At 35.1% G+C, this 19,896-nt stretch carries 18 protein-coding genes; 6 read left to right on the top strand and 12 right to left on the bottom strand.

Translation table 11 applies throughout. The annotated features are described in order from the left end of the window. Window positions 1–71: 71 nt before the first annotated feature. The 4 genes from ACR1PN_RS14230 to ACR1PN_RS14215 all read right to left on the bottom strand — a co-directional run bounded on the left by ACR1PN_RS14230 (window position 72) and on the right by ACR1PN_RS14215 (window position 4,002). Window positions 72–1,010, bottom strand: a complete 939-nt coding sequence (locus tag ACR1PN_RS14230) for a helix-turn-helix domain-containing protein (RefSeq protein ID WP_433980573.1) — start codon at window positions 1,008–1,010, stop codon at window positions 72–74. A 272-nt stretch (window positions 1,011–1,282) separates the two neighbouring features. Beyond that, window positions 1,283–2,374: a redox-regulated ATPase YchF gene (ychF, locus tag ACR1PN_RS14225; RefSeq protein ID WP_433980572.1), complete on the bottom strand. Its 1,092-nt coding sequence runs from the start codon at window positions 2,372–2,374 to the stop codon at window positions 1,283–1,285. 154 nt (window positions 2,375–2,528) lie between these two features. Beyond that, entirely contained in the window at window positions 2,529–3,080 is a 552-nt protein-coding gene (locus ACR1PN_RS14220) for a ferritin (protein ID WP_378178698.1), read from the bottom strand. Window positions 3,081–3,297: 217 nt separating this feature from the next. Further along, entirely contained in the window at window positions 3,298–4,002 is a 705-nt protein-coding gene (locus tag ACR1PN_RS14215) for a class I SAM-dependent methyltransferase (RefSeq protein WP_378178701.1), read from the bottom strand. A 114-nt stretch (window positions 4,003–4,116) separates the two neighbouring features. Between ACR1PN_RS14215 and ACR1PN_RS14210 the strand changes: the two genes are divergently transcribed. From ACR1PN_RS14210 to ACR1PN_RS14195, 4 genes are all read left to right on the top strand, one after another. Next, on the top strand, window positions 4,117–4,623 hold the full coding sequence (locus tag ACR1PN_RS14210) for a DUF6438 domain-containing protein (protein WP_378178705.1): 507 nt from the start codon (window positions 4,117–4,119) through the stop codon (window positions 4,621–4,623). Between the two features lie 104 nt (window positions 4,624–4,727). Continuing rightward, the gene (locus tag ACR1PN_RS14205) at window positions 4,728–5,867 is read left to right on the top strand and encodes a vWA domain-containing protein (protein WP_433980571.1); all 1,140 of its coding nucleotides are present in this window, start codon (window positions 4,728–4,730) and stop codon (window positions 5,865–5,867) included. Between the two features lie 173 nt (window positions 5,868–6,040). Next, window positions 6,041–7,495: a sigma 54-interacting transcriptional regulator gene (locus ACR1PN_RS14200; protein ID WP_433980570.1), complete on the top strand. Its 1,455-nt coding sequence runs from the start codon at window positions 6,041–6,043 to the stop codon at window positions 7,493–7,495. A 159-nt stretch (window positions 7,496–7,654) separates the two neighbouring features. Beyond that, complete coding sequence (locus ACR1PN_RS14195; RefSeq protein WP_378178714.1) at window positions 7,655–8,212, top strand: DUF4956 domain-containing protein; 558 nt, start codon at window positions 7,655–7,657, stop codon at window positions 8,210–8,212. A 124-nt stretch (window positions 8,213–8,336) separates the two neighbouring features. Here ACR1PN_RS14195 and ACR1PN_RS14190 read toward each other — a convergent pair whose 3' ends face one another. From ACR1PN_RS14190 to ACR1PN_RS14170, 5 genes are all read right to left on the bottom strand, one after another. After that, window positions 8,337–10,220 carry a PEP/pyruvate-binding domain-containing protein gene (locus ACR1PN_RS14190; RefSeq protein WP_433980569.1) on the bottom strand — a complete coding sequence of 628 codons (1,884 nt, stop codon included), beginning with the start codon at window positions 10,218–10,220 and terminating at the stop codon, window positions 8,337–8,339. A gap of 623 nt (window positions 10,221–10,843) precedes the next feature. After that, complete coding sequence (locus tag ACR1PN_RS14185) at window positions 10,844–12,433, bottom strand: MFS transporter (protein WP_433980568.1); 1,590 nt, start codon at window positions 12,431–12,433, stop codon at window positions 10,844–10,846. Window positions 12,434–12,566: 133 nt separating this feature from the next. Further along, window positions 12,567–13,676 carry an HlyD family secretion protein gene (locus ACR1PN_RS14180; RefSeq protein ID WP_433980567.1) on the bottom strand — a complete coding sequence of 370 codons (1,110 nt, stop codon included), beginning with the start codon at window positions 13,674–13,676 and terminating at the stop codon, window positions 12,567–12,569. A gap of 23 nt (window positions 13,677–13,699) precedes the next feature. Continuing rightward, entirely contained in the window at window positions 13,700–15,010 is a 1,311-nt protein-coding gene (locus tag ACR1PN_RS14175; protein ID WP_433980566.1) for a TolC family protein, read from the bottom strand. A 92-nt stretch (window positions 15,011–15,102) separates the two neighbouring features. Then, the gene (locus ACR1PN_RS14170) at window positions 15,103–15,945 is read right to left on the bottom strand and encodes a helix-turn-helix domain-containing protein (RefSeq protein ID WP_433980565.1); all 843 of its coding nucleotides are present in this window, start codon (window positions 15,943–15,945) and stop codon (window positions 15,103–15,105) included. Between the two features lie 69 nt (window positions 15,946–16,014). Between ACR1PN_RS14170 and ACR1PN_RS14165 the strand changes: the two genes are divergently transcribed. Further along, window positions 16,015–16,488: a DUF962 domain-containing protein gene (locus tag ACR1PN_RS14165; RefSeq protein WP_433980564.1), complete on the top strand. Its 474-nt coding sequence runs from the start codon at window positions 16,015–16,017 to the stop codon at window positions 16,486–16,488. A gap of 58 nt (window positions 16,489–16,546) precedes the next feature. Here the strand turns inward: ACR1PN_RS14165 and ACR1PN_RS14160 are convergent, their stop codons facing one another. After that, window positions 16,547–17,614, bottom strand: coding sequence for a DUF2891 domain-containing protein (locus ACR1PN_RS14160; protein WP_433980563.1), 1,068 nt, complete (start codon window positions 17,612–17,614; stop codon window positions 16,547–16,549). Window positions 17,615–17,683: 69 nt separating this feature from the next. Between ACR1PN_RS14160 and ACR1PN_RS14155 the strand changes: the two genes are divergently transcribed. Further along, on the top strand, window positions 17,684–18,589 hold the full coding sequence (locus ACR1PN_RS14155; RefSeq protein WP_433980562.1) for a DUF4349 domain-containing protein: 906 nt from the start codon (window positions 17,684–17,686) through the stop codon (window positions 18,587–18,589). Window positions 18,590–18,693: 104 nt separating this feature from the next. Here the strand turns inward: ACR1PN_RS14155 and ACR1PN_RS14150 are convergent, their stop codons facing one another. Both ACR1PN_RS14150 and ACR1PN_RS14145 read right to left on the bottom strand, forming a co-directional pair. Further along, entirely contained in the window at window positions 18,694–19,392 is a 699-nt protein-coding gene (locus tag ACR1PN_RS14150; protein ID WP_433980561.1) for an SAM-dependent methyltransferase, read from the bottom strand. Between the two features lie 8 nt (window positions 19,393–19,400). Beyond that, window positions 19,401–19,874, bottom strand: a complete 474-nt coding sequence (locus tag ACR1PN_RS14145; protein ID WP_433980560.1) for a low molecular weight protein-tyrosine-phosphatase — start codon at window positions 19,872–19,874, stop codon at window positions 19,401–19,403. Window positions 19,875–19,896: the final 22 nt, after the last annotated feature.

Below are 19,896 nucleotides of genomic sequence, written 5' to 3'. Positions count from 1 at the left end.
ATGTTACAAAGTTGCGTCAATTTCGGAGTCATTTGATTGCCTCAATCAATCTGAAATTTGCAAAAATCAAATCAGGCACGAAATTGCAAAGGCGTGAGTGAAGTTTTACGTTTAAAGAAATTTGAGAAATGAGCTATCTCTTCAAAACCTAAAGCGTATGAAATTTCAGAGACATTCCAGTTCGTTTGTTTTAAAAGAATTTTCGCTTCCTGAACAATTCGGTCTGCAATAAACTCGGTTGTGGTTTTACCCGTATTTTCTTTTAAGTTTTTATTTAAATAATTGACGTGAATCGACAATCGTTCGGCAAAATCATTGGCAACTTTCAGCTGAATTCTCTGATTCGAAGATTCGATAGGAAACTGCCTTTCTAACAACTCAATAAATAAAGAAACCACCCTCATAGAAGCATTGTGCGAATTCTGAACTTTTTCCGAAGGTTGCAGTTTTTGTCCGTAATGAATCAATTCTGAAACATAATTTCTGATTAAATCATATTTAAATTCATAATCGGAATCGATCTCTTTTTTAATTTTAGTAAATATTAAATCAATTTCATCTGCCAAATCATCATCAATTTCAAAAATAGGAATAGCACCCGGCTGAAACAATGGCAAATCTTCAAGAATATTATGTGTTGAGTTTTTCGTGAAAAAATCTGTCGTAAAAACACAGAAATTCCCAGACTGATTTTCATCCTCCGGAACATAATGATACGGAACTTTCGGGGTTGCAAACAATAGTGCATTCTTTTTTATAGAAATAATCTTATCTGCATATTCTGCTCTGTTCTTACCGCGAATTAAGCTTATTTTATAATACTTCCTTCTGTTGTAAGGCATTTCACAGGTTTTCTTCACCGTTGCAATTGTCTGCGCAATATCAAAAACATTAAAATGACCGATATCTTTGTGAAGACCTTTTGGAAAGATGCTTTCCATGTCTTTCCCTAATCTTTTGGTCATTTCGAGATAAAAATCTTCTAGTGATGCATGAGCAAGTTTTTCCATGATGTGGAATTTGTATGATTCAAATATAGCAAGAATTCAAAAAAAAACCTTTGAAATAATTTCAATCCCAAAACCCACAAAAGCCTTAGCCTTTAAATAGAATTAAAGCCACTAAAGAACACCAAAGCTTTTAAAAATTTTTGATTTTTATTTTATGAACTTCTGTTTTCAAAATTTTAAATTTAAACTTTTGCGACTTTAGTGGTTAAAAAAAACGCTCCCAAATTCATGGAAGCGCATTTAAAATACTATATAACTAACTTTTAATATTTTTAAACATTAAATCTGAAGTGCATAATATCACCATCCTGAACGATGTATTCTTTGCCTTCAACAGAAAGCTTTCCGGCTTCTTTTACTTTTGATTCTGAACCGTAAGTCACATAATCATTATACTTAATCACTTCTGCACGGATGAAACCTTTCTCAAAATCTGTGTGAATAACTCCTGCAGCTTGAGGAGCGGTCCAACCTTGTCCGATTGTCCAGGCTCTTACTTCTTTTACACCCGCTGTAAAATAGGTCTGAAGCTTTAGTAAATCATAAGCTTTTCTGATCAGACGGTTTACTCCGGGTTCTGTAAGACCTAACTCGTCAAGGAAGATCTCTCTTTCTTCGTAAGTCTCCAATTCGTTGATATCCGCTTCTATCTGAGCTGCCAAAACTACAATTTCAGCACCTTCAGCTTTTGCCATCTCTTCAATTTTAGCAATCCATTCATTTCCGTTCTTAATCGAATTTTCATCTACATTACAAACGTAAAGAACCGGTTTGTTGGTCAACAGCTGAACTTCTCCGATAATTGATTTTGTTAAATCATTTACGGCAAATTCTCTTGCATTTCTACCGTCTTCAAGATGTTTCTGAAGACCTTGAAGCGTTTCATACGTCAAAATATCTTCTTTCTTACCAGACTTGATGAACTTTTTCGCTTTTTCAACAGCTTTACCTACTGTTTCCAAATCTTTCAACTGAAGCTCGATATCGATAATTTCTTTATCTCTTAGTGGATTAACCGAACCTTCAACATGAACGATATTTCCGTTATCGAAACATCTCAAAACATGAATAATCGCTTCACACTCACGAATGTTTGCCAGGAATTGGTTTCCTAAACCTTCACCTTTACTCGCTCCTTTTACAAGACCTGCGATATCTACAATCTCTACAACAGCAGGCAAAACTCTTTCAGGATTTACCAATTTTTCAAGCTCGAATAATCTCTGATCCGGTACAGAAACCGTTCCTAAATTCGGCTCGATGGTACAGAAAGGATAATTCGCTGACTGTGCTTTAGCATTGCTTAAGCAGTTAAAAAGAGTTGATTTACCTACATTTGGTAAGCCTACGATTCCACATTTCATATTGTAAAATTCAAAGTTTAAGGTTTAAAGTGTAAGATTGTTTTACCTTTCACTTTCAGCGTGCAAATATAGTTATTTTACTGCGTATTTCATAATAAAAAAATCCGCCAAAAATTAGGCGGATTTTCAGAAATAATTTTTAGTGCGTTTGTGTTTATGGATTATCTCCTGTAGCTTCCTGAGCTAAAGGAACATCGTTTGGCGCTGAAGCCATTGCGTTATCTAAAGTAAATAAAGATTCGTCTGTAGCTCTGTCTCCACCGGCAATTTTCAACTTATCAATTAAGTTAGAAGCCAAAGTTTCTTCTTCAATCTGCTCCTGAACAAACCACTGCATAAAATTCCAGGTTGCCCAGTCTTTTTCTTCCAAAGCCATATCTACCAATTTGTAAATGGCAGTTGTATTATCTACTTCGTGTCTGAAAACTCCATCGAAACAAGCCGTTAAAGATTCAGGATCTGCAGGCGGAGCCGGAATAGCGTCAACTTTTGGTTTTCCGCCTCTGTTTAAAACATATTCCATAAATTTTATGGAGTGATTTCTCTCTTCCTGCGCATGACGGTACAAAAAGTTAGCAATTCCCTGATAGCCTTTATCATCTGCCCAAATTCCGTATGATAAAAACGTGTGTGAAGCGTGAATTTCTTTATTCATCTGGTCACTCAATGCTTTTTCCAGCGCAGGTGAAAGTCTGTTGGTATTCATAATTGTATATTTTAGTGTGATTATGATTAAGGATACAAAAATGATTCCGTGAAAAGTTTTTTCTTGAATTTTTCAAAAAACACAAAACACAATCAACTATAAATCATGTTTTTAAACAAATAATTTATAGTGAGTCTAAAATAAAAAAGCCAAAACCTCTTCGGAATTGACTTTAGATTTATAATAAAAATAATGACTTTTAAATTTAAAAATCAAATTATTTTTCGGTCAGTCTTGCAAGATAAGAATCTTCATCCTGAACTACTTTTTCTATTCTGAAACCATTATTCTCAGCTGCATTTTTTAAGGTATTAAAATCAAGATACAGCCATTTGATTGGGTCTTCAGATTCACCTTTATAATGAACCGTGTAATCTAATTCGCCATAATATCTTTCCGCTGGAATATAAACCCCGCCATCTTCATCGGTATCAAACATATATAAAATATCTGTGCTGTCAATTAATATTTGTCCGTTTTTATTTAATAAAGAATGAAGTTTTTTAAGATAAATATCAATGACTTTCAGGCTTTGGAAAATTCCCGTTCCATTCATTAATAAAAGAATCGTGTCGAAAGTTTCTCCGGAAAATTCAAGCATATTCTGTGCAACTGCTTTTTGAATTCCTCTTAATTTACAAATCTCGATTGACTTCGGCGAAATATCTAAAGCAGTCACATCTAAATTTCTTTCATTCTGAAGATACAATGAATGAGAACCTGCTCCTGCTCCAATATCCAAAACTCTTCCCGAAGCTAATTTCAAAGCTTTTTTTTCGATTTTATTCATCTCTTCAAAATCTCTGAAAAGATAATCTACCGGAAGTTCATCAAGTTCAGAAATTGAAGTTTCAGTCTGCAGATCTTTTGGATCTTCTTTGTGAAAATAATCCCAGATTGCGCGCCCCATTAAGTCTTTCATAGTGGTAATTGTGGGTACAAAGATAAGAGTTTCCAAAGATTATAAACGCTTGTTGCATAAAGTGATATTGTAAAGTTTAAAATAATTAAATTTATTGTATCTAAATTATCACTGATGAAATATTTATTTATACTTATTGTTGCTTTTTTAATCTGTGGATGTACTAAAGAGAATCCCATGTTTGATAAAATTACATACAAAACGACAAGTTGTTTTGGAACTTGTCCAACATACTATCTTGAAATTAATAGTGATAAAACTTTCAAATTATTTGCTGAACAAATTTACAAAGATGATTTTTCAATTTATGGTTACGAATTAGATTCTTCAAAGATGGGATATTTTAAGGGGAAATTAGATGATGTTACGTTTAAGAATTTAAATCAAAAAATACAGAAAATATCAAACCCTAAATATAAATATTACCGTGATGGAATGATTACAGATACACCAACAATCACCCTAGTCGTGCAAAGAGGAGGCGATAAAACCTGTTATCAAACACGCAATCCAACCGATGATTTTCAAATTCATGTAATTAATTTCTTCAATAAAATATGTTCCGGCAAAGTTGAAAAAGGGGAAAAATTTATGACAGATTACAAATTTGATTGTTTTTAATTACGCTCCTTTCAATTAACATCATAAACATTTTCTATTTTTCTAATCACAACCTTTATAGAATATTTCCCTAACTTGTCTCTTCAAAACAGTAGAACAACCTAATGACAAATAAAGATTTTAATTTTCATCAAGGCTTTACTTTCAGCAAACACATTCCCGAAGAGATTTCGCATTTTGACAGGGTTTTCGATGTTTTCAAAGATCTTTTAACGCATACTTCAGGAGATATTGAGGAAGCTTTTGAATGGCTCGATATGCTCGACAAAGAGTATGATATTTTCAGTGATGAATATACACTGGAAGATTTTGAAGAAGACCTGAAAAAACGAGGATACATCAAAGAAGAAGATCCTGAAGACGGAAATTCAGGAACTGGAAAAGGCAAAAATATTCTCACAGCAAAACTGGAAGCAGCGCTTCGTGAATATGCTTTAGACCAAATCTTTGGAAAGCTGAAAAAAAGCGGCATTGGAAATCACAGAACCACAAAAACCGGAATCGGAGACGAACGTGACGGAGAAAACCGAAACTTTCAATACGGCGATGATTTATCCACAGTAAACATGACTGAAAGTTTGAAAAATGCCCAAATCAACAACGGAATTTCTGACCTCAGAATGACCGAAGACGATCTCATCGTAGAAGAAACCAAACATAAAGCTCAGATGAGTACGGTTTTGATGATTGACATCAGTCACTCAATGATTCTGTATGGCGAAGACCGAATTACTCCTGCCAAAAAAGTGGCGATGGCTCTGGTGGAATTAATTAAAAGAAAATACCCGAAAGATTCTATCGATATCATTGTTTTCGGGAACGAAGCGTGGCCCATAAAAATTAAAGATTTACCTTATCTGCAAGTCGGACCTTATCACACCAATACCGTTGCAGGACTGGAATTGGCGATGGATATTCTCCGCAGAAAAAGAAATACCAACAAACAGATTTTCATGATTACCGACGGAAAGCCTAGTTGTTTGAAACTTCCCAACGGCGAATATTATATGAACAGTGTTGGTTTAGACGAAAGAATCGTCTCTGAATGTTTGAATAGAGCTGCACAAGCGAGAAAACTCAAAATTCCAATCACTACTTTTATGATTGCGCAAGATCCGTATTTGCGGCAGTTTGTAAATGCATTTACCGCTCAAAACAAAGGAAAAGCTTTCTTAACCGGACTTTCAGGTTTGGGACAAATGATTTTTGAGGATTACGAAAAAAATAGGATTAAAAGGATTTGAAAAGAGCCAAGGAAAAAGTTAAAAGAAACAAGTGAGTCGAGCTAATATTGCAATATTTCTTGTCTTTGCTGAGTGAAACGCCTTTGCGAATGAAAAAATATGCGTAAAGTATTTCAAAAAATCTTTGCGAACCTTGCGTTAAAAAACTAACGAATAATTACATCATTACAAAAATGAAAAACGATACAACATTTAAAGAACTAAAAAATTCAGGATATACAGATAAAACAATCAGTCAGGAAATTCAGGCGAACTTAATCAAGAAGATTAAAGCGAAAGAACCTGTATTTGAAGGATTATGGGGCTATGAAGACACCGTGATTCCGCAATTGAAGAAAGCAATTTTGGCAGGTCACCATATCAATCTTTTAGGTTTACGCGGACAGGCGAAAACCAGAATTGCGAGAAGCATGATCAGTCTTTTGGATGAATATATGCCAATTGTAAAAGGGTCTGAAATCAATGACAGTCCGTTCCAGCCGATTTCAAAATATGCAAGAGATTTAATTGCAGAATTGGGAGATGAAACACCAATTTCATGGGTTCACCGTTCCGACAGGTTCTTCGAAAAACTCGCAACTCCAGATGTGAATGTTGCAGATTTAATAGGAGATATTGATCCCATTAAAGCAGCGACTTTAAAATTACCTTATTCAGACGAGAGAGTTTTGCATTACGGAATGATTCCAAGAGCGAACCGCTCGATTTTTGTTCTGAATGAATTGCCCGATTTGCAGGCGAGAATTCAGGTTTCTTTGTTTAATATTTTGCAGGAAGGTGATATTCAGATTCGTGGATTTCAGTTGAGAATGCCTTTGGATATTCAGTTTGTGTTTACAGCAAATCCTGAAGATTATACCAACAGAGGAAGTATTGTAACTCCTCTGAAAGACAGAATTGGTTCACAGATTTTCACACATTACCCGAAATCTATTGCTCTTGCAAGACAAATTACCGAACAAGAAGCTTTGATTTCTGAAACTGACAAAGCACAGATTCAAATTTCAGGTTTAGCAAAAGATTTATTGGAAGAAGTGGCTTTTGCAGCGCGTGAAAGCGAATATGTAGATGAAAAAAGCGGAGTCAGTGCGAGATTAACAATCAGCGCGATGGAAAATCTTTTTGCTGCCGCCAAATTGCGTCTGATAGAAACCGGAGCTGAAAAAACATCGGTTCGATTGCTTGATTTTATGTCAATTATTCCGTCGATTACAGGGAAAATCGAATTGGTGTATGAAGGCGAACAGGAAGGTGCAGATTATGTAGCGAAAATCTTAATTGATAAAGCGGTAATGAATCAGTTTGAAAGTATTTTCCCACGCATTTCAAAACTGGAAAAAGAAGGAATCAAAACACCTTATACCGATTTGATTCAATGGTTTAATAAAAATCAGCTGGAATTAAATTATGGAGACACCGACGAAGAATTTTATGCAAAACTGAATAAAATCGCACCATTAACAACTGTTGTGGAAGAAAACGCTTCAGAATTTGGCGAGGAAGACAAAAATTTCTGTAAAGAATTGGTACTTTGGGCTCTGACAATTAGTAAAAAATTAGATAAATCTGAAAACCAAGCAAATTTCACTTTTGATTCTGCAGATGTGCGACAGTTGTTCAGAAATTAATTTTTAATTATACCCATCAAAAATAACTGTATAACAAAATTAAGTTATAAAAAGTAGCGCTCCTACGGAGCGCTATCTTCTTAGTTCATTCACGACAAAAAATATTTCTGCACAGCATTCATTCTAAATTGTATATTTGCCAGAAATTAAAGCACAATTTTGGAACTACAGGAACTTTTTGAACGTTTAGCGATACTTTGCCTATCAATCTTTACTCTTTATTATTTTTCAAACAGGAACCGCAACATCCGATTGCACCCGCTTTTAGGATTAATCAGTATTTGTACGTTTTTTATGTGTCTGGTTTTTACGAAAGCAGAATACAGTCTTGGAGTTGGCTTCGGACTTTTTGCCATTTTTTCTATTCTACGTTTCAGAACGGAAACTTTTACAATTCAGACAATCGTTTTTTTGTTTGTTTCAATTACACTTTCTCTTTTAGACGGACTTTTACCCATTAAAAATCTTGAAATTCTTTTAGGAATTAATATTTCAATTGTTGCCATTTATCTGGTTTTAAATTATTTCGAGAAAAAATCGCCGATCGTTTCGGAGAAAAGTTCAATTGAGGTTATTTCTTCTTTAGATTTTCTGCAATTGGAAGATGCAGAACGAAGAAGAGTGCTTACCGAAAAGACAAAACTTAAAAATTTCAGCTATCAGATTAAAAGCATCAACCTGAATGATAATATTGTGATTTTAAAAGTTTCGCATTAATATTTTCATTCATCCTATCAGAGATTTATATAAAAAGCTTTCTCGCAGATTTAGGAGATTACGCAGATTTTCAAATAATTATCTGCGACATCAGCTTAATCTGCGAGAGATACCTATAAAAAAATTAATCCATATAAGCTCTTGCCTGCTTAATATACAATTGCTTTTGGTCTCCTAAATATTTAAACTCAATATCCAAAGGATAACTTTTCTTTGCCATTTTTCTTTTCTGCCAAAGCAGATACATTTTACGTTCTAAAACCGGAGAAATATCAAACAGTTTTTTAATTTCAGTCTCAGTAAGGATTGGTTTTCCTTTATTTAAGCTTGATGTAGAGCGGTAATCTACAACAAACGAACCCAGATAATTGAAATTGTGGCAATAAAATTCATCGCAGGTTACACCCGGTTCAGGTTTTACTACGGATTCTTCACCCAACTGAACATTTACAGTAATTCCTGCGTATTTATCACGGTATAAATTCCTCGTCACCAAAACGCCGTTTGCTTTTTCGTCAGGAAAAGAACGATGTACTAACACCCCCATTGCACAGCTTTCATGATTGATTCCGAACAAATCTCTTTCCTGAAAAGCACGGAAATTCCAAAAGCTTGACCATACATCCAATATTGCTTTTTCTATGGTTTTATCGGCATCGCCGATGATGGCAGTTTTAGAATCATACAATCCGGCTCCGTTGAAACCTTCCATATCTTCAGCATTGGTTGATGAACGGAATCTGAAATTTTTAAAATCAGTTTGAGCATTCAGCTTTTCTTCTATTTTTTTCAAAAGTTCAGGATTCACTTTAGAATTTTTAACTGTTTTTCTAAAAGCTTTCAGCTCTTTATCCAAAAGTTTTACAGAATCTTTAGGAATCGCATACAATGCATTTATTTTATCCTGAAAATTGTTTTCTTTGATATGCTGATCAAAATAATAAAACGGAATCGCAAAAGCATATTCAGGCGTTTTAAATGATTTCATTTCTTTCTGAATCTGTTTTAAAAGTCCGAGATTCGTCGCTTTTGAACCAATTGCATCGACAATATTCAGCGGAGTGACTTTCTCCAGATCTACCAAATCGGTTACCGATAAATCTCTTTTCAAAACAATTTCTTTTACTGCTTTTTTTGTAGTAATCGGTTTTTGGGAAGCTTTTAATGAATATGAATTTTCTTTTGTAATGAGTTCTACTTTTTGATCTAAAAGTGCATTCACAGATTGTTTATCCCAAACTTTCGTATCGACATACACCGGAATATTTCTGTTTTTTGCCAGCAAAACCAAATGGCTTAAAGGCGTCTGAAGTTCAGTAATAATGATTCCTTTTACGGTCGGAATAAATTCGGGAGTCGTATTGATGATGATAATTTCATCTGATTTAGGATTAAAATCTTCTTTTTTCTGTAAATCATATTTTTTCAGAATCCCAACATTGGAAGCATTTTCAATTGATTGTTCTGTAATTCTTTTAAAGATAAAATCAGAAAAAACGGTTGGAATTTTCAGCTGATTTTTAGTATTCAGACTGATTACATGCGGAGAATTCAGATAAAATTTAAGCTTATCCTTAAAAAAAACATTTTTGCTGACTTCTTTAAAAAAGAAATTAATCAGCCCTGCATTCATCTCATCAGATGCAGCAAGTTCCATCACCCAGTCATCTGAATCCTGAAGATAATTGATATTAGCAAGCAGATAATCTCTGTTATTGGTCGGGTTATAGGATCGTTTGTTGAATTCACCATTATCCTGAGTATATCCTAAAACTTCCACACAAAATTCGTAATGATAGGTATATTTTGTACTGTTGAAGAAGTACATTTTTTTGCTGTTGTAATCATACACGACTTTTACAGATTTCATGTTGGTGAATTTGTCGGTCAATGGTTTTCCGGCAAGATTAAGAAACTGCTGTTTTTTTGTAACAGAATGTATATAATTACCCTGTGAATACCCTAAAATCGAAAATATAAGAAATAAAAATAAAAATATGTTTTTCATGTCTTTGTGAAAGATTAGGGAACAAATGTAGAGAATATCCTGAATGTGGCAAATAGTAAAGAGATTGAATACTTTCCGGTAATCTTTTTAAGAATACTTTATAAGTCGTGCAACAGACTTTCTACATTTCCGGAAAGCTTGTCGCAGAGGTGCAGCAAACTTTCCGGTAACAGGGAAGCGTTCTTACTAGGGTGCAGGAAACTTTCCGGTAATAGGGAAATGCTCTTACTAGACTGTTGGAAACTTTCCGGAAAGAAAATTTTTATCTTTCTATATAGAAATAATTTTTCCTGTAATTTAAAATATATACTAACTCAATATGTTTGATTTCCATCCTTTGGAAGGGAGAAAACGGGTGGTGATTGTAAGAACTCCCAATTTCATAATTAAGATTTCAATTCGATTGACACCAAAACACCTAGCCCAGATCGTAGCGGTTACCCCACAGCAAACGTAGGAGAATTCAAGGATTTAGCGTTGGAAAGCGAAGGAGCGAGGAGTATGAGCGGAGAGCTGGATTAGCTTCAAAAAAAATAAGAAATCTGTAATGGGCAATGAGCAATAAAAAGCAAAGCCCAATTTTCACAATAAAAAAGGGCTTCGCAGTGAAAACAAGGTATTTTCTATATCGCAGAACCTACGCCGTCTTTCAGGCTTTCTGCTAATTTTTTTCTTTCTCTTAAGCGTCTTCGGGCAACGACTGATTTACCGCCGAAGAGTCTTACGAGCTTATTTAAAGTGAATTTAGGATATCCGAAATGATGGGTCATTACGAAAATTAAAATCCCGAAACCGGCAAGTACAATATATCCGAATAGTTTTTTGTTGGCTACAATCATTGCGTTGAGCTGAATAGTTTTCAGGCTGAGATTGGGCTGGGCGTTCAGTGTCATTCCGTCCATATAAACGGCTAAATCTGCAAGACTTTCAATCTGAAATTGGTATTGAGTCCACGAAAATAGGGCGGAGAAAAGTCCGACTGTAACGAAAGAACGCCAAAGCAAAAATAATCCGATTGCGGGTAGCATATCGTTGATTTCGAGCTTATCTAAAGCGTAATACCAAACGGATATGTAGAGCGAACACATCCCGAATCCTTTTAAAAACATCGGCAGATACCAGCTTTCATAACTGAACTCGAGTACCATCGAAAAATACATTATGATGCAGTACGCTACCATCGACGAAAAGCCTGCGAAAATGAAAAACTTGAGCTTTTTTTCTTTTTTAAACCAATACACGGCTAAAATTCCCGCTAGTAACATTCCCGGAATCATCATCATATTCAGTTTCGCATTTGTCAACTGGTCGTACCCTAAAACTCCGACTGAAAAGATGTTCTGAAGTGAAGTGGTTGCGAGAAACATCCCAAGACACAGCAAAAGAAATAACCCGACCTGCACATTGTTTCGTGTGAATATTTTAAATGATAAATACGGTCGTTTTAACGTCGCCTGACGAATGACCATCAGAGCAAAACTCACAAATGCAGCAATACTTGCATTGATAATATTCTGAGAATTGAGCCAATCCTGTTGCTTCCCAAATGAAAAAACATACGCCGAAAACATAAATGTGGAAATAAACAGAAGAATACTCAGCCAGTCGATATAATGCAAAGGCATTTTAAGCGCAAAATATTTATCGTGCATCAATACCCAGCAAATCAGTGCTACAATGAAACAGAGAATCGCTACAAAAATGAGGAACTGTCGCCAATTGTGAATGATAGAAAATTCTACGGCGTAATAATTGGCAACCTGAGTTATCACGAGAATAAAAGTGTAAAAAACACCATAAAATATTCCCCTTCCGCCCATCAGCATCATCAATGGGAGAAATACTTCAATTGTAATAAATGTTTTGAAGAACCCTAAAATCAATGATACAAAAACAATTACCATCGGATTGGAAGTTGTAGCATTGATGAAACTTAAAACACCCATCAATACGAGTAAAGCCACGACTTTATCTCGCACTTTGAAACGCATTTTAGCCCTCAAAACGATAGGCATTGCAGCGCCCATCCCTACTGTTGTGGCATAATTTGCCCACATATAATATTCGCTCAGTGCTCCCGTATCGCCCACCATATAGCTTAAACTTCCCGTATACACTCCACTCACCGGCATTGCGATAAGCGTGATCAGGAACAGCATAAATAGCTGAAGCGGTTTCGGAACCCAATTGCTGAAAAGACCTTGGTTGTACATAATTTTGTTTTTAAGGCTGGAAGTTGGAAGATGGGTGCTGGAAGTTTTCCAGTATTGCGTTTATTTTTTTATGACATCTTTGGAAGTGACGAATCCTGTACCTCCATCCTCCCGCTTCCCGCTTCTAACCTATTTATTTTGCAATGTTGACATTCATATTCATTCCCGCACTCAGTTTCGCAACATCTTCTTTTTTATTGGAAGCTGTAAACTCGATTCTTACGGGAATCCTTTGCTGAACTTTAATGAAATTACCAGTTGAATTGTCTGTTGGAACGCTAGAATATCTTGAACCTGTTGCTGCTGAAACGGCAGTCACCACTCCTTCAAAATGTTTTCCGCCCAATGCATCGGCAGTCATCATTATCTTTTGTCCGATTTTGATATTCGGCATTTGACTTTCCAAGAAGTTGGCGGTTACCCATTTCTGATTATTCAAAACGATGGTTCCAACCTGCTGTCCCGGCTGAATCAGCTGACCTTCAGAAATCAGCCTTCGTCCCATTACACCATCGTAAGGTGCCGTAATTACGGTGTAAGAAAGATTGATTTTCGCCATATCCAAAGCCGATTTTGTTCTTTTGATTTCTGCATCGTTGATTCCTAATTTAGATTTCACTTCAGTGGTTGAAAGATTTGCCGATTGCTTTTGATTAACCAATGTTTCATACGCTGCTTTTTGGGCGTCATATTCGGTTTTCATCTGGTCGTACTGCTGTCTTGTTACCGCTTCCGAAGCCAATAAGTTTTTGTATCGATTTAAATTCTGTTCGGCATTCCAAAGTCTCGCTTTTGCTCCGGCAATATTAGATTCCATCACGCTTACGTTGTTGGAAACCGTATTTACAGAAGAACTTGTTGCTGATTTTTGGGCCAATGCATTTTGATACGCCGCTTCTGCCTGACCGAGCTGTGTAAGAATTTCTCGGTCATCCAGAATGACCAAAGTATCGCCTTTTTTCACCTGCTGATGTTCTATAAATTTAATTTCCTTGATGTAAGCCGAAACTCTAGTGTTAATCGGATTAATAAATTCCTCTACCTGAGCGGCCTCTGTATAAGTTTTGTCGCCGATGTGAAAGTACTGACGAACCAGCCAATACAATCCAAAACCAATCACCGCAAAAACGATGATATTTGAAATGATGGTTCTGATTTTATTTTTCTTGTTTTCTTTCTTCTTCGCTACGGCAGAATTAGCCGCCGGTTTTGTATCTTGAGTATTTTGTTCCTTGTTTTCCATTATCTTGATTTTCAGTTTTAAAATTAAAGTGTTCCGGTAGATTTCAACAGATTGTAATATTGATACAGCACATTGATTTCTGCATTGGCAAAATCTAATTCCGACTGCAGTTTTTGGTTTTGTGCATCCAGCATTTCTGCCTGTACAGCCAATTGGTTCAGATATTTAGCTTCTGTAATCTTGTAGTTTTCATCGGCTAAATTTTTAGCATCATTCAGAATTTCTGCTTGTTGAATGGCTTCCTGATATTTTGTATAAGCCGCATTCACAGCCATATCCAGATTTTGCTGTACCAAAGTCATCGCATCATTCGCCTGATTTTTCTGGATTTCCCCAAGCTTTACTCTTTCTTTGGTTTTGTATAAATTATCAATATTATAGCTCAAAGAAATTCCGCCCTGCCAACCGCCGGAGTACATATCCAAAACAGGATTTCTCGTCGTAATCGGTCTTTGTAAAGTGTAACCTCCAAAACCTGCAAGCGTCGGCATTTTATCAGTTTTAATGATTTCGATGTTTTTATCGGCAACTTCGATATTGGTTTTTGCCGATTTCATCTGAGGATTGCTGTCGTGAGCGATATTCAGATAATAATCCATTCCGATTCCGGTTTCTTTGTTACCCAAATCTTCTACAGGAACAATCTGCGTTTCAGAATTTAAACCTAAAGCAATATTCAGATTATAATTAAGAATTTTTCTGTTATTGACTAAAGTTAAAATTCCCTGGTCGAGATTTTTGATATTCAATTCTCCACGAATGACTTCATTCCTTGTAATCATTCCTTGTTTATAGAAATCGTTGATGTTTTTTAATCTTTCCTGAGCCAGTTTTTTGTTGTTTTGAAAAACCTTTTCCTGATTGATGATTTTATAAATATCTAAGTAATTTGAAATCACCAAAAACTTAACGTCTTGTTTATTTTTTTCTAAATCCAATTCAGAGAGTTGTTCACGAAGTCCGGCCAATTCAATAGACTTATTCACCAATCCACCTTTGAAGATGAGTTGAGTCGCCTGAACCGCATACGAACTCCCATAATGCGGCATCGGAATCGTTGTTGAATTAGAAAAATCTTTGTCGATAGCTATCACGTTTCCCAAGTAAAACTGACTTGTAGAAGCGGTGATTGTTGGAAGTTTCTGAAGTTTTGTAATATCGGTCTGCTGTTTTGCGATGTCGATATTCTGAGCAGAAACTTTTAGTTGCTGATGGTTCTGAATTGCCAGTGCGGCAACTTCATCTGCGGTCATCTGTTTTATTTCTTGTGAAAAAAACAGCGCAGGAAAGAGACCTATCAAAACTGAGACTGCTGTTTTTATGTTCTTAACCATTTTACCTTGTTTTACAGATGCAAAGTTAGGTTGGTTAAAGATTCAAACAAATGTTTGATTTTTGGAAAAGGATGTTCAAATGTAGGATTCGATTATTGAAATTGCTGTCTGTACTGACTAGGACTCACCCCCAAATGCTTCTTAAAAAAGTGAGAAAACGAGTATTGGTCGCTAAAGCCAAGAACGGTGGAAATCTCTGAAACAGGCATATTAGAAGAGTTTAAATATACTTTTGCTTCATTAATTACAATAGAAGCAATAATCTGGCTTGCCGATCTTCCCGTAATCGACTTCACCACCGACGAAAGATGTCTGGTTGTAATGGATTGCCGCTCCGCATAGAACTCAACATTGCGGTTATTCAAATGATGATTTGACAAATCATTAAGGAATAAAAAAACAATCTCTTCCTGTCTCGACATCTGATTCATAGAGCTGTTGTCTTCATTGGCAATAATTCCTGCCATCTGATAACAGAAAACCGAGAAAAGATGTTCCACAATCTCTTTCTTATAGATCATTTCAGTGTCAGAATCGAGAATATATTTTAAAAAATTGACGCTTTTCCAAACCACTTCCAGGTCATCCGGAGAAAACGGAACACCGACATTCATCTGCTGACGGAAATACCGGTAGGTAATTAACCTGTTAAATTTCAACGACAATGTAGAAATAAATTCGCGCTTATAAGAAACCATCCTCGACTGAAAATCATCGCTGAAAGAAATCAGCTCATAGACGCTTTGCGGATCTGTGACAATAAAAGTATTGGCCGAAAGCTCCAGATCACTGAGATGTTGCCTGAGTTTTATCGTTCCGCTTTTTATAAACAAAAACGCAGGATTCTCAGGACGAAAAGGTTTGTCCACCGTAATTCTCTGATGAATCGTTTCCTGAGTAAAAATCTCAACCCCGAATTTTTCTAAAGCTGTCATAAAACAAATGTAAGTAATCTCTTGAGTGATTGCAAAATTTTATTATTTTAGCATTTACCAAATTTTGATATGAGAAAGATTTATTTGTTACTTGCAGAATACGGCGAGAGCCACAGAAATGCAACCAATAAACTGATTCACTGGATTTGCGTACCGCTCATTTTCTGGACGATTTTAGGATTTATTTCATACATTCCAACGCCGAATATATACCTGAAATACTATGGATTTTTGAGTGTTGCAAGCTTCATTGCATTGGTTTTGGTAACTATTTTTTATTTCAGATTATCCTGGCGAATTGCAGTGATTATGATTTTCATAATGCTCTTGATGGAGCACTTTGTATCATTAGCAAATGTCACTTTCGGAACAAAATCATGGATTTTTTATCTGTCCGTTTTTGTAATAACATGGATTTTACAATTTTTAGGGCACAAGATTGAAGGTAAAAAGCCCTCTTTCTTAAAAGACTTGCAATTCCTTTTAATAGGACCGATATGGCTTTTAAGTTTTATTCTAAAAAAACTTGGAATCAGATATTAAATGGTTAAAAGATGGAGCTGAAAACTTTTTCAGACTGTATAACTTCACTTACAGCCTTTTAATCTTCCAAAGCATAAACTGCAAAACTTGCCAGCCAATGATCTCCACCGTAATTCCCTTTAAAAAGCAAAGGGAGACCATTATTCAGAAATACGGTTGCGGTTTTCTGGAAATCTATTTTAAGAGGATGATTTTCAGGAAGAGATTTCGAAATTCCTTTCATACACCATGCTTTTGAAAAAGATAATCCGACCAGATGCACCGTTTGATAATCACTAAGGTCACTTACAACCGGGATCTTCTCGATATTCTCCAAACTTCTTTTTTCGTAGAATTTATTGATCCACTGTACAAATTCTTGTTGAGGAAGAACCCTTCTCATCAAATCTGCAATTTCTAAGCTCGGAGAAAAAAAATCCGAACCATCCGGTTCAAGATAAGCCGGTGTTTTTTCGTCTTTTAAATAAAAATATTTTGCCTTTTCTATTAATTGATTTTCAAAATCTTTGTCTTTATTTGCTCTTGCCCAATCAATCGCAAAGGCCATAGCAAAAGCAGTATTTGGATGAACTCCTGTTCTGTTCGGATAAGTCTGTTTAGGCAAATATGTTTTCCAGGAACTCAGAATTTTATCCGTTAAAGGTCTTAGATTCTGATGCCAGATTTTGGCTTTAGGATGATTCCAGGTTATTAATTCTTCATCAAGCTTCAGCAACCAGGCCCAGCCGTAAGTTCTTTCAAACGTTGTCGTTAACTGATATTTCGTAAAATAATCAGCTTCTGTTTGTAGATTTTCTTTTTTAAATGAGTTGTCGAGAATATTTTCTATGTCCTTAGCAACGGATAAATTAGGTTTTGTTTTTAACAATCGAACTAACATCCAATGACCATGAACAGAGCTATGCCAGTCGAAGCAACCATAAAAGCTTGGATGTAAATCTTTCGGACTTAAAGAAACTTCATTTGCATTATTAATAATATGTGCTGTCTTATTCGGATATTCCTGATTGATACAGTGAAGGGGTTTTTCGGATAATTTTACCGCCATTTCATCCGTGAGTTTTGGAGTTTCCTGAGCGAAAATGAAATACGGTAAAGATAGAATTGCTAAAAGACTTTTTTTCATTCAATAAAAATAGAAAAGTAATTTTAAAATTTAAGCATAGTTTTTGATGAAACTCACAAAAATCTAATTATGAAAAAAATATTTATCTCTTTATTCTTATTAATATTATTTAATTGCAGCAAATCTGAGAATCAGCATGAAGTAAGTGCTCAATTAGTAGATGTAGTTGATGAAGACAAAGTAGTTAATTATAACATTCCTCCTCCACCTCCACCAAAGCAAGAAGTTCCCATAAGTGCAATGGTTTCTTCTAAAGAAGAAAATAGCGAACCTAAAGTTTCAGCGCCGGAGAACAATATTATTGCAAAGAAAATCATTAAAAATGGCGAAATAGAAATTCAGGTTGGAGATATTAAAAAAGCTCAAAATCAAACCAGTGAAATTGTAAAAAAGAATAATGCTTATATTCAAACTGAACGTTTTAATAATACTGATGTTGATGAAAAATTACTTTTAACAATTCGTGTTCCTCATAAAAATTTTGATGGTTTAATTAATTCATTCTCAAATGGAATTGGTTCGGTTTTATCTAAAAGCATTTCTTCGGATGATGTGACTGAAGAATACACTGATGTCTCAATAAAATTAGGAAATAAAAAAATCTATCTTGAAAAGTATCGGGATATGCTTCGAAGTGCAAAAACTACGAAAGATATGCTCGAAATTCAAGAAAACATTCGTGAACTTGAAGATGAAATTGATATTGCTGAAGGGAGATTGCGTTTTATAGATGACCGTGTAAATTACAGCACTTTGAATTTAGTTTTATATAAAGAAAAAGTAAGAAGCTCGACAACTTCAAAAATAGGTTTTGGAAGTCGTTTCGGAGATTCTTTTACAGAAGGTTGGAATAGTTTTGTCGTTTTTTTCCTTGGAATTATTTCTCTTTGGCCATTCTTTTTACTCGTTCCGATTGTTATTTTAATTTGGAGAAAATGGAAAAACAGAAAGAAAAAAACAATAGAAAATAACTAATTTTTTTCTCTCGCTGATTTTGTAGATTACGCAGATTTTAAATTCCAAGCATATCTGTTGCAAGAATTTAATTTAAAATTTGAAAAATCAGTGAAAGAAAAAAATCACTTTCCTAAAACAAATACAGCCGGAACTTTATGTAGTTCCGGTTTATTTTTTTGCCAGTCTTTGATCGTTTTAGTTTTAATAAACTCATGTTCCGGATCATTGATATTTGCTGCAATACAGAGCTTCGTATTCGGTGATAGAAATTTCATTAAATCTTCGAAAAGCACATTATTCCTGTAAGGTGTTTCCATGAAGATCTGAGAATATCCTGTTTTCTGAACCATTGATTCCAAATGCAGTATCTGCTTTTTCTTTTCGCTTTTATCAATCGGCAAATATCCGTTAAACGTAAATTCCTGTCCGTTAAAACCACTTGAAATCAATGCGAGAATAATAGAAGATGGTCCTGAAATCGGAATGACTCTGATATTTTTTTCATGACACCATTTTACCATTAGATTTCCAGGGTCTGCAATACACGGAAGTCCCGCTTCTGAAAGTAATCCAAAATCTTGGCCTTTCAACATCATCTCCTGTGCTTCTTTAATATCTGCATTTTCTGTGTATTTATCTAAAAGAAAAAGCTTTAAATCTGACTGTTTTTTTTCAGGTGCAAAAAACTTTACGACTTTTCTTGCCGTTTTTTCGTTTTCAACGAAGAAATAATCAGTCTGCATGATGTATTCTTTAATCACAGGAGAAAAATGACTGATCGAAGTGTTTTCTGAAAGATAAGCTGGAAGTAGGAAAAGCATGATTTAGACTAAGGTTTTGATTGAGTTTGATATTTCAGTAAGTCTTTTGAGATAATTTCGCAGGCTTCATCGATTTGTCTGAAAACCTCATCAAATCCTTCTGAACCGCTCCAATAGGGATCAGGAACTTCAAGAGGAAAATGTTTTAAATCTAAATCCTGCATCAATAAAGAAATTTTGTTTTTCTGCTCATCAGTTTTCGCCAATGAAAGTACATCACGAAGATTATTCTTATCCATACAGAAAATTTTATCATAATCATCTAAATCTGACGACTGAATGGGTCTTGAGCATTGTTCTGTGATATCAATCCCATATTTTAAGGCCACTTCTACGGATCTTTTATCAGGACGACTGCCTTCATGCATATTAATTGTTCCTGCTGAATCTATATGAAAATTTTCAGGAAGTTTAGACTTCATTATTCCTTCTGCCAACGGACTTCTGCAGATATTACCGAGGCAAACCATTAAGATTTTCATCTAATATAATTTAAAAGGTTCT

This window comes from Chryseobacterium sp. RLHN22, assembly GCF_051011795.1.
GTDB lineage: Bacteria > Bacteroidota > Bacteroidia > Flavobacteriales > Weeksellaceae > Chryseobacterium > Chryseobacterium zhengzhouense.
Note: the sequence above shows the minus strand (reverse complement) of the source record. Positions and strands in the feature narration are given on the sequence as shown.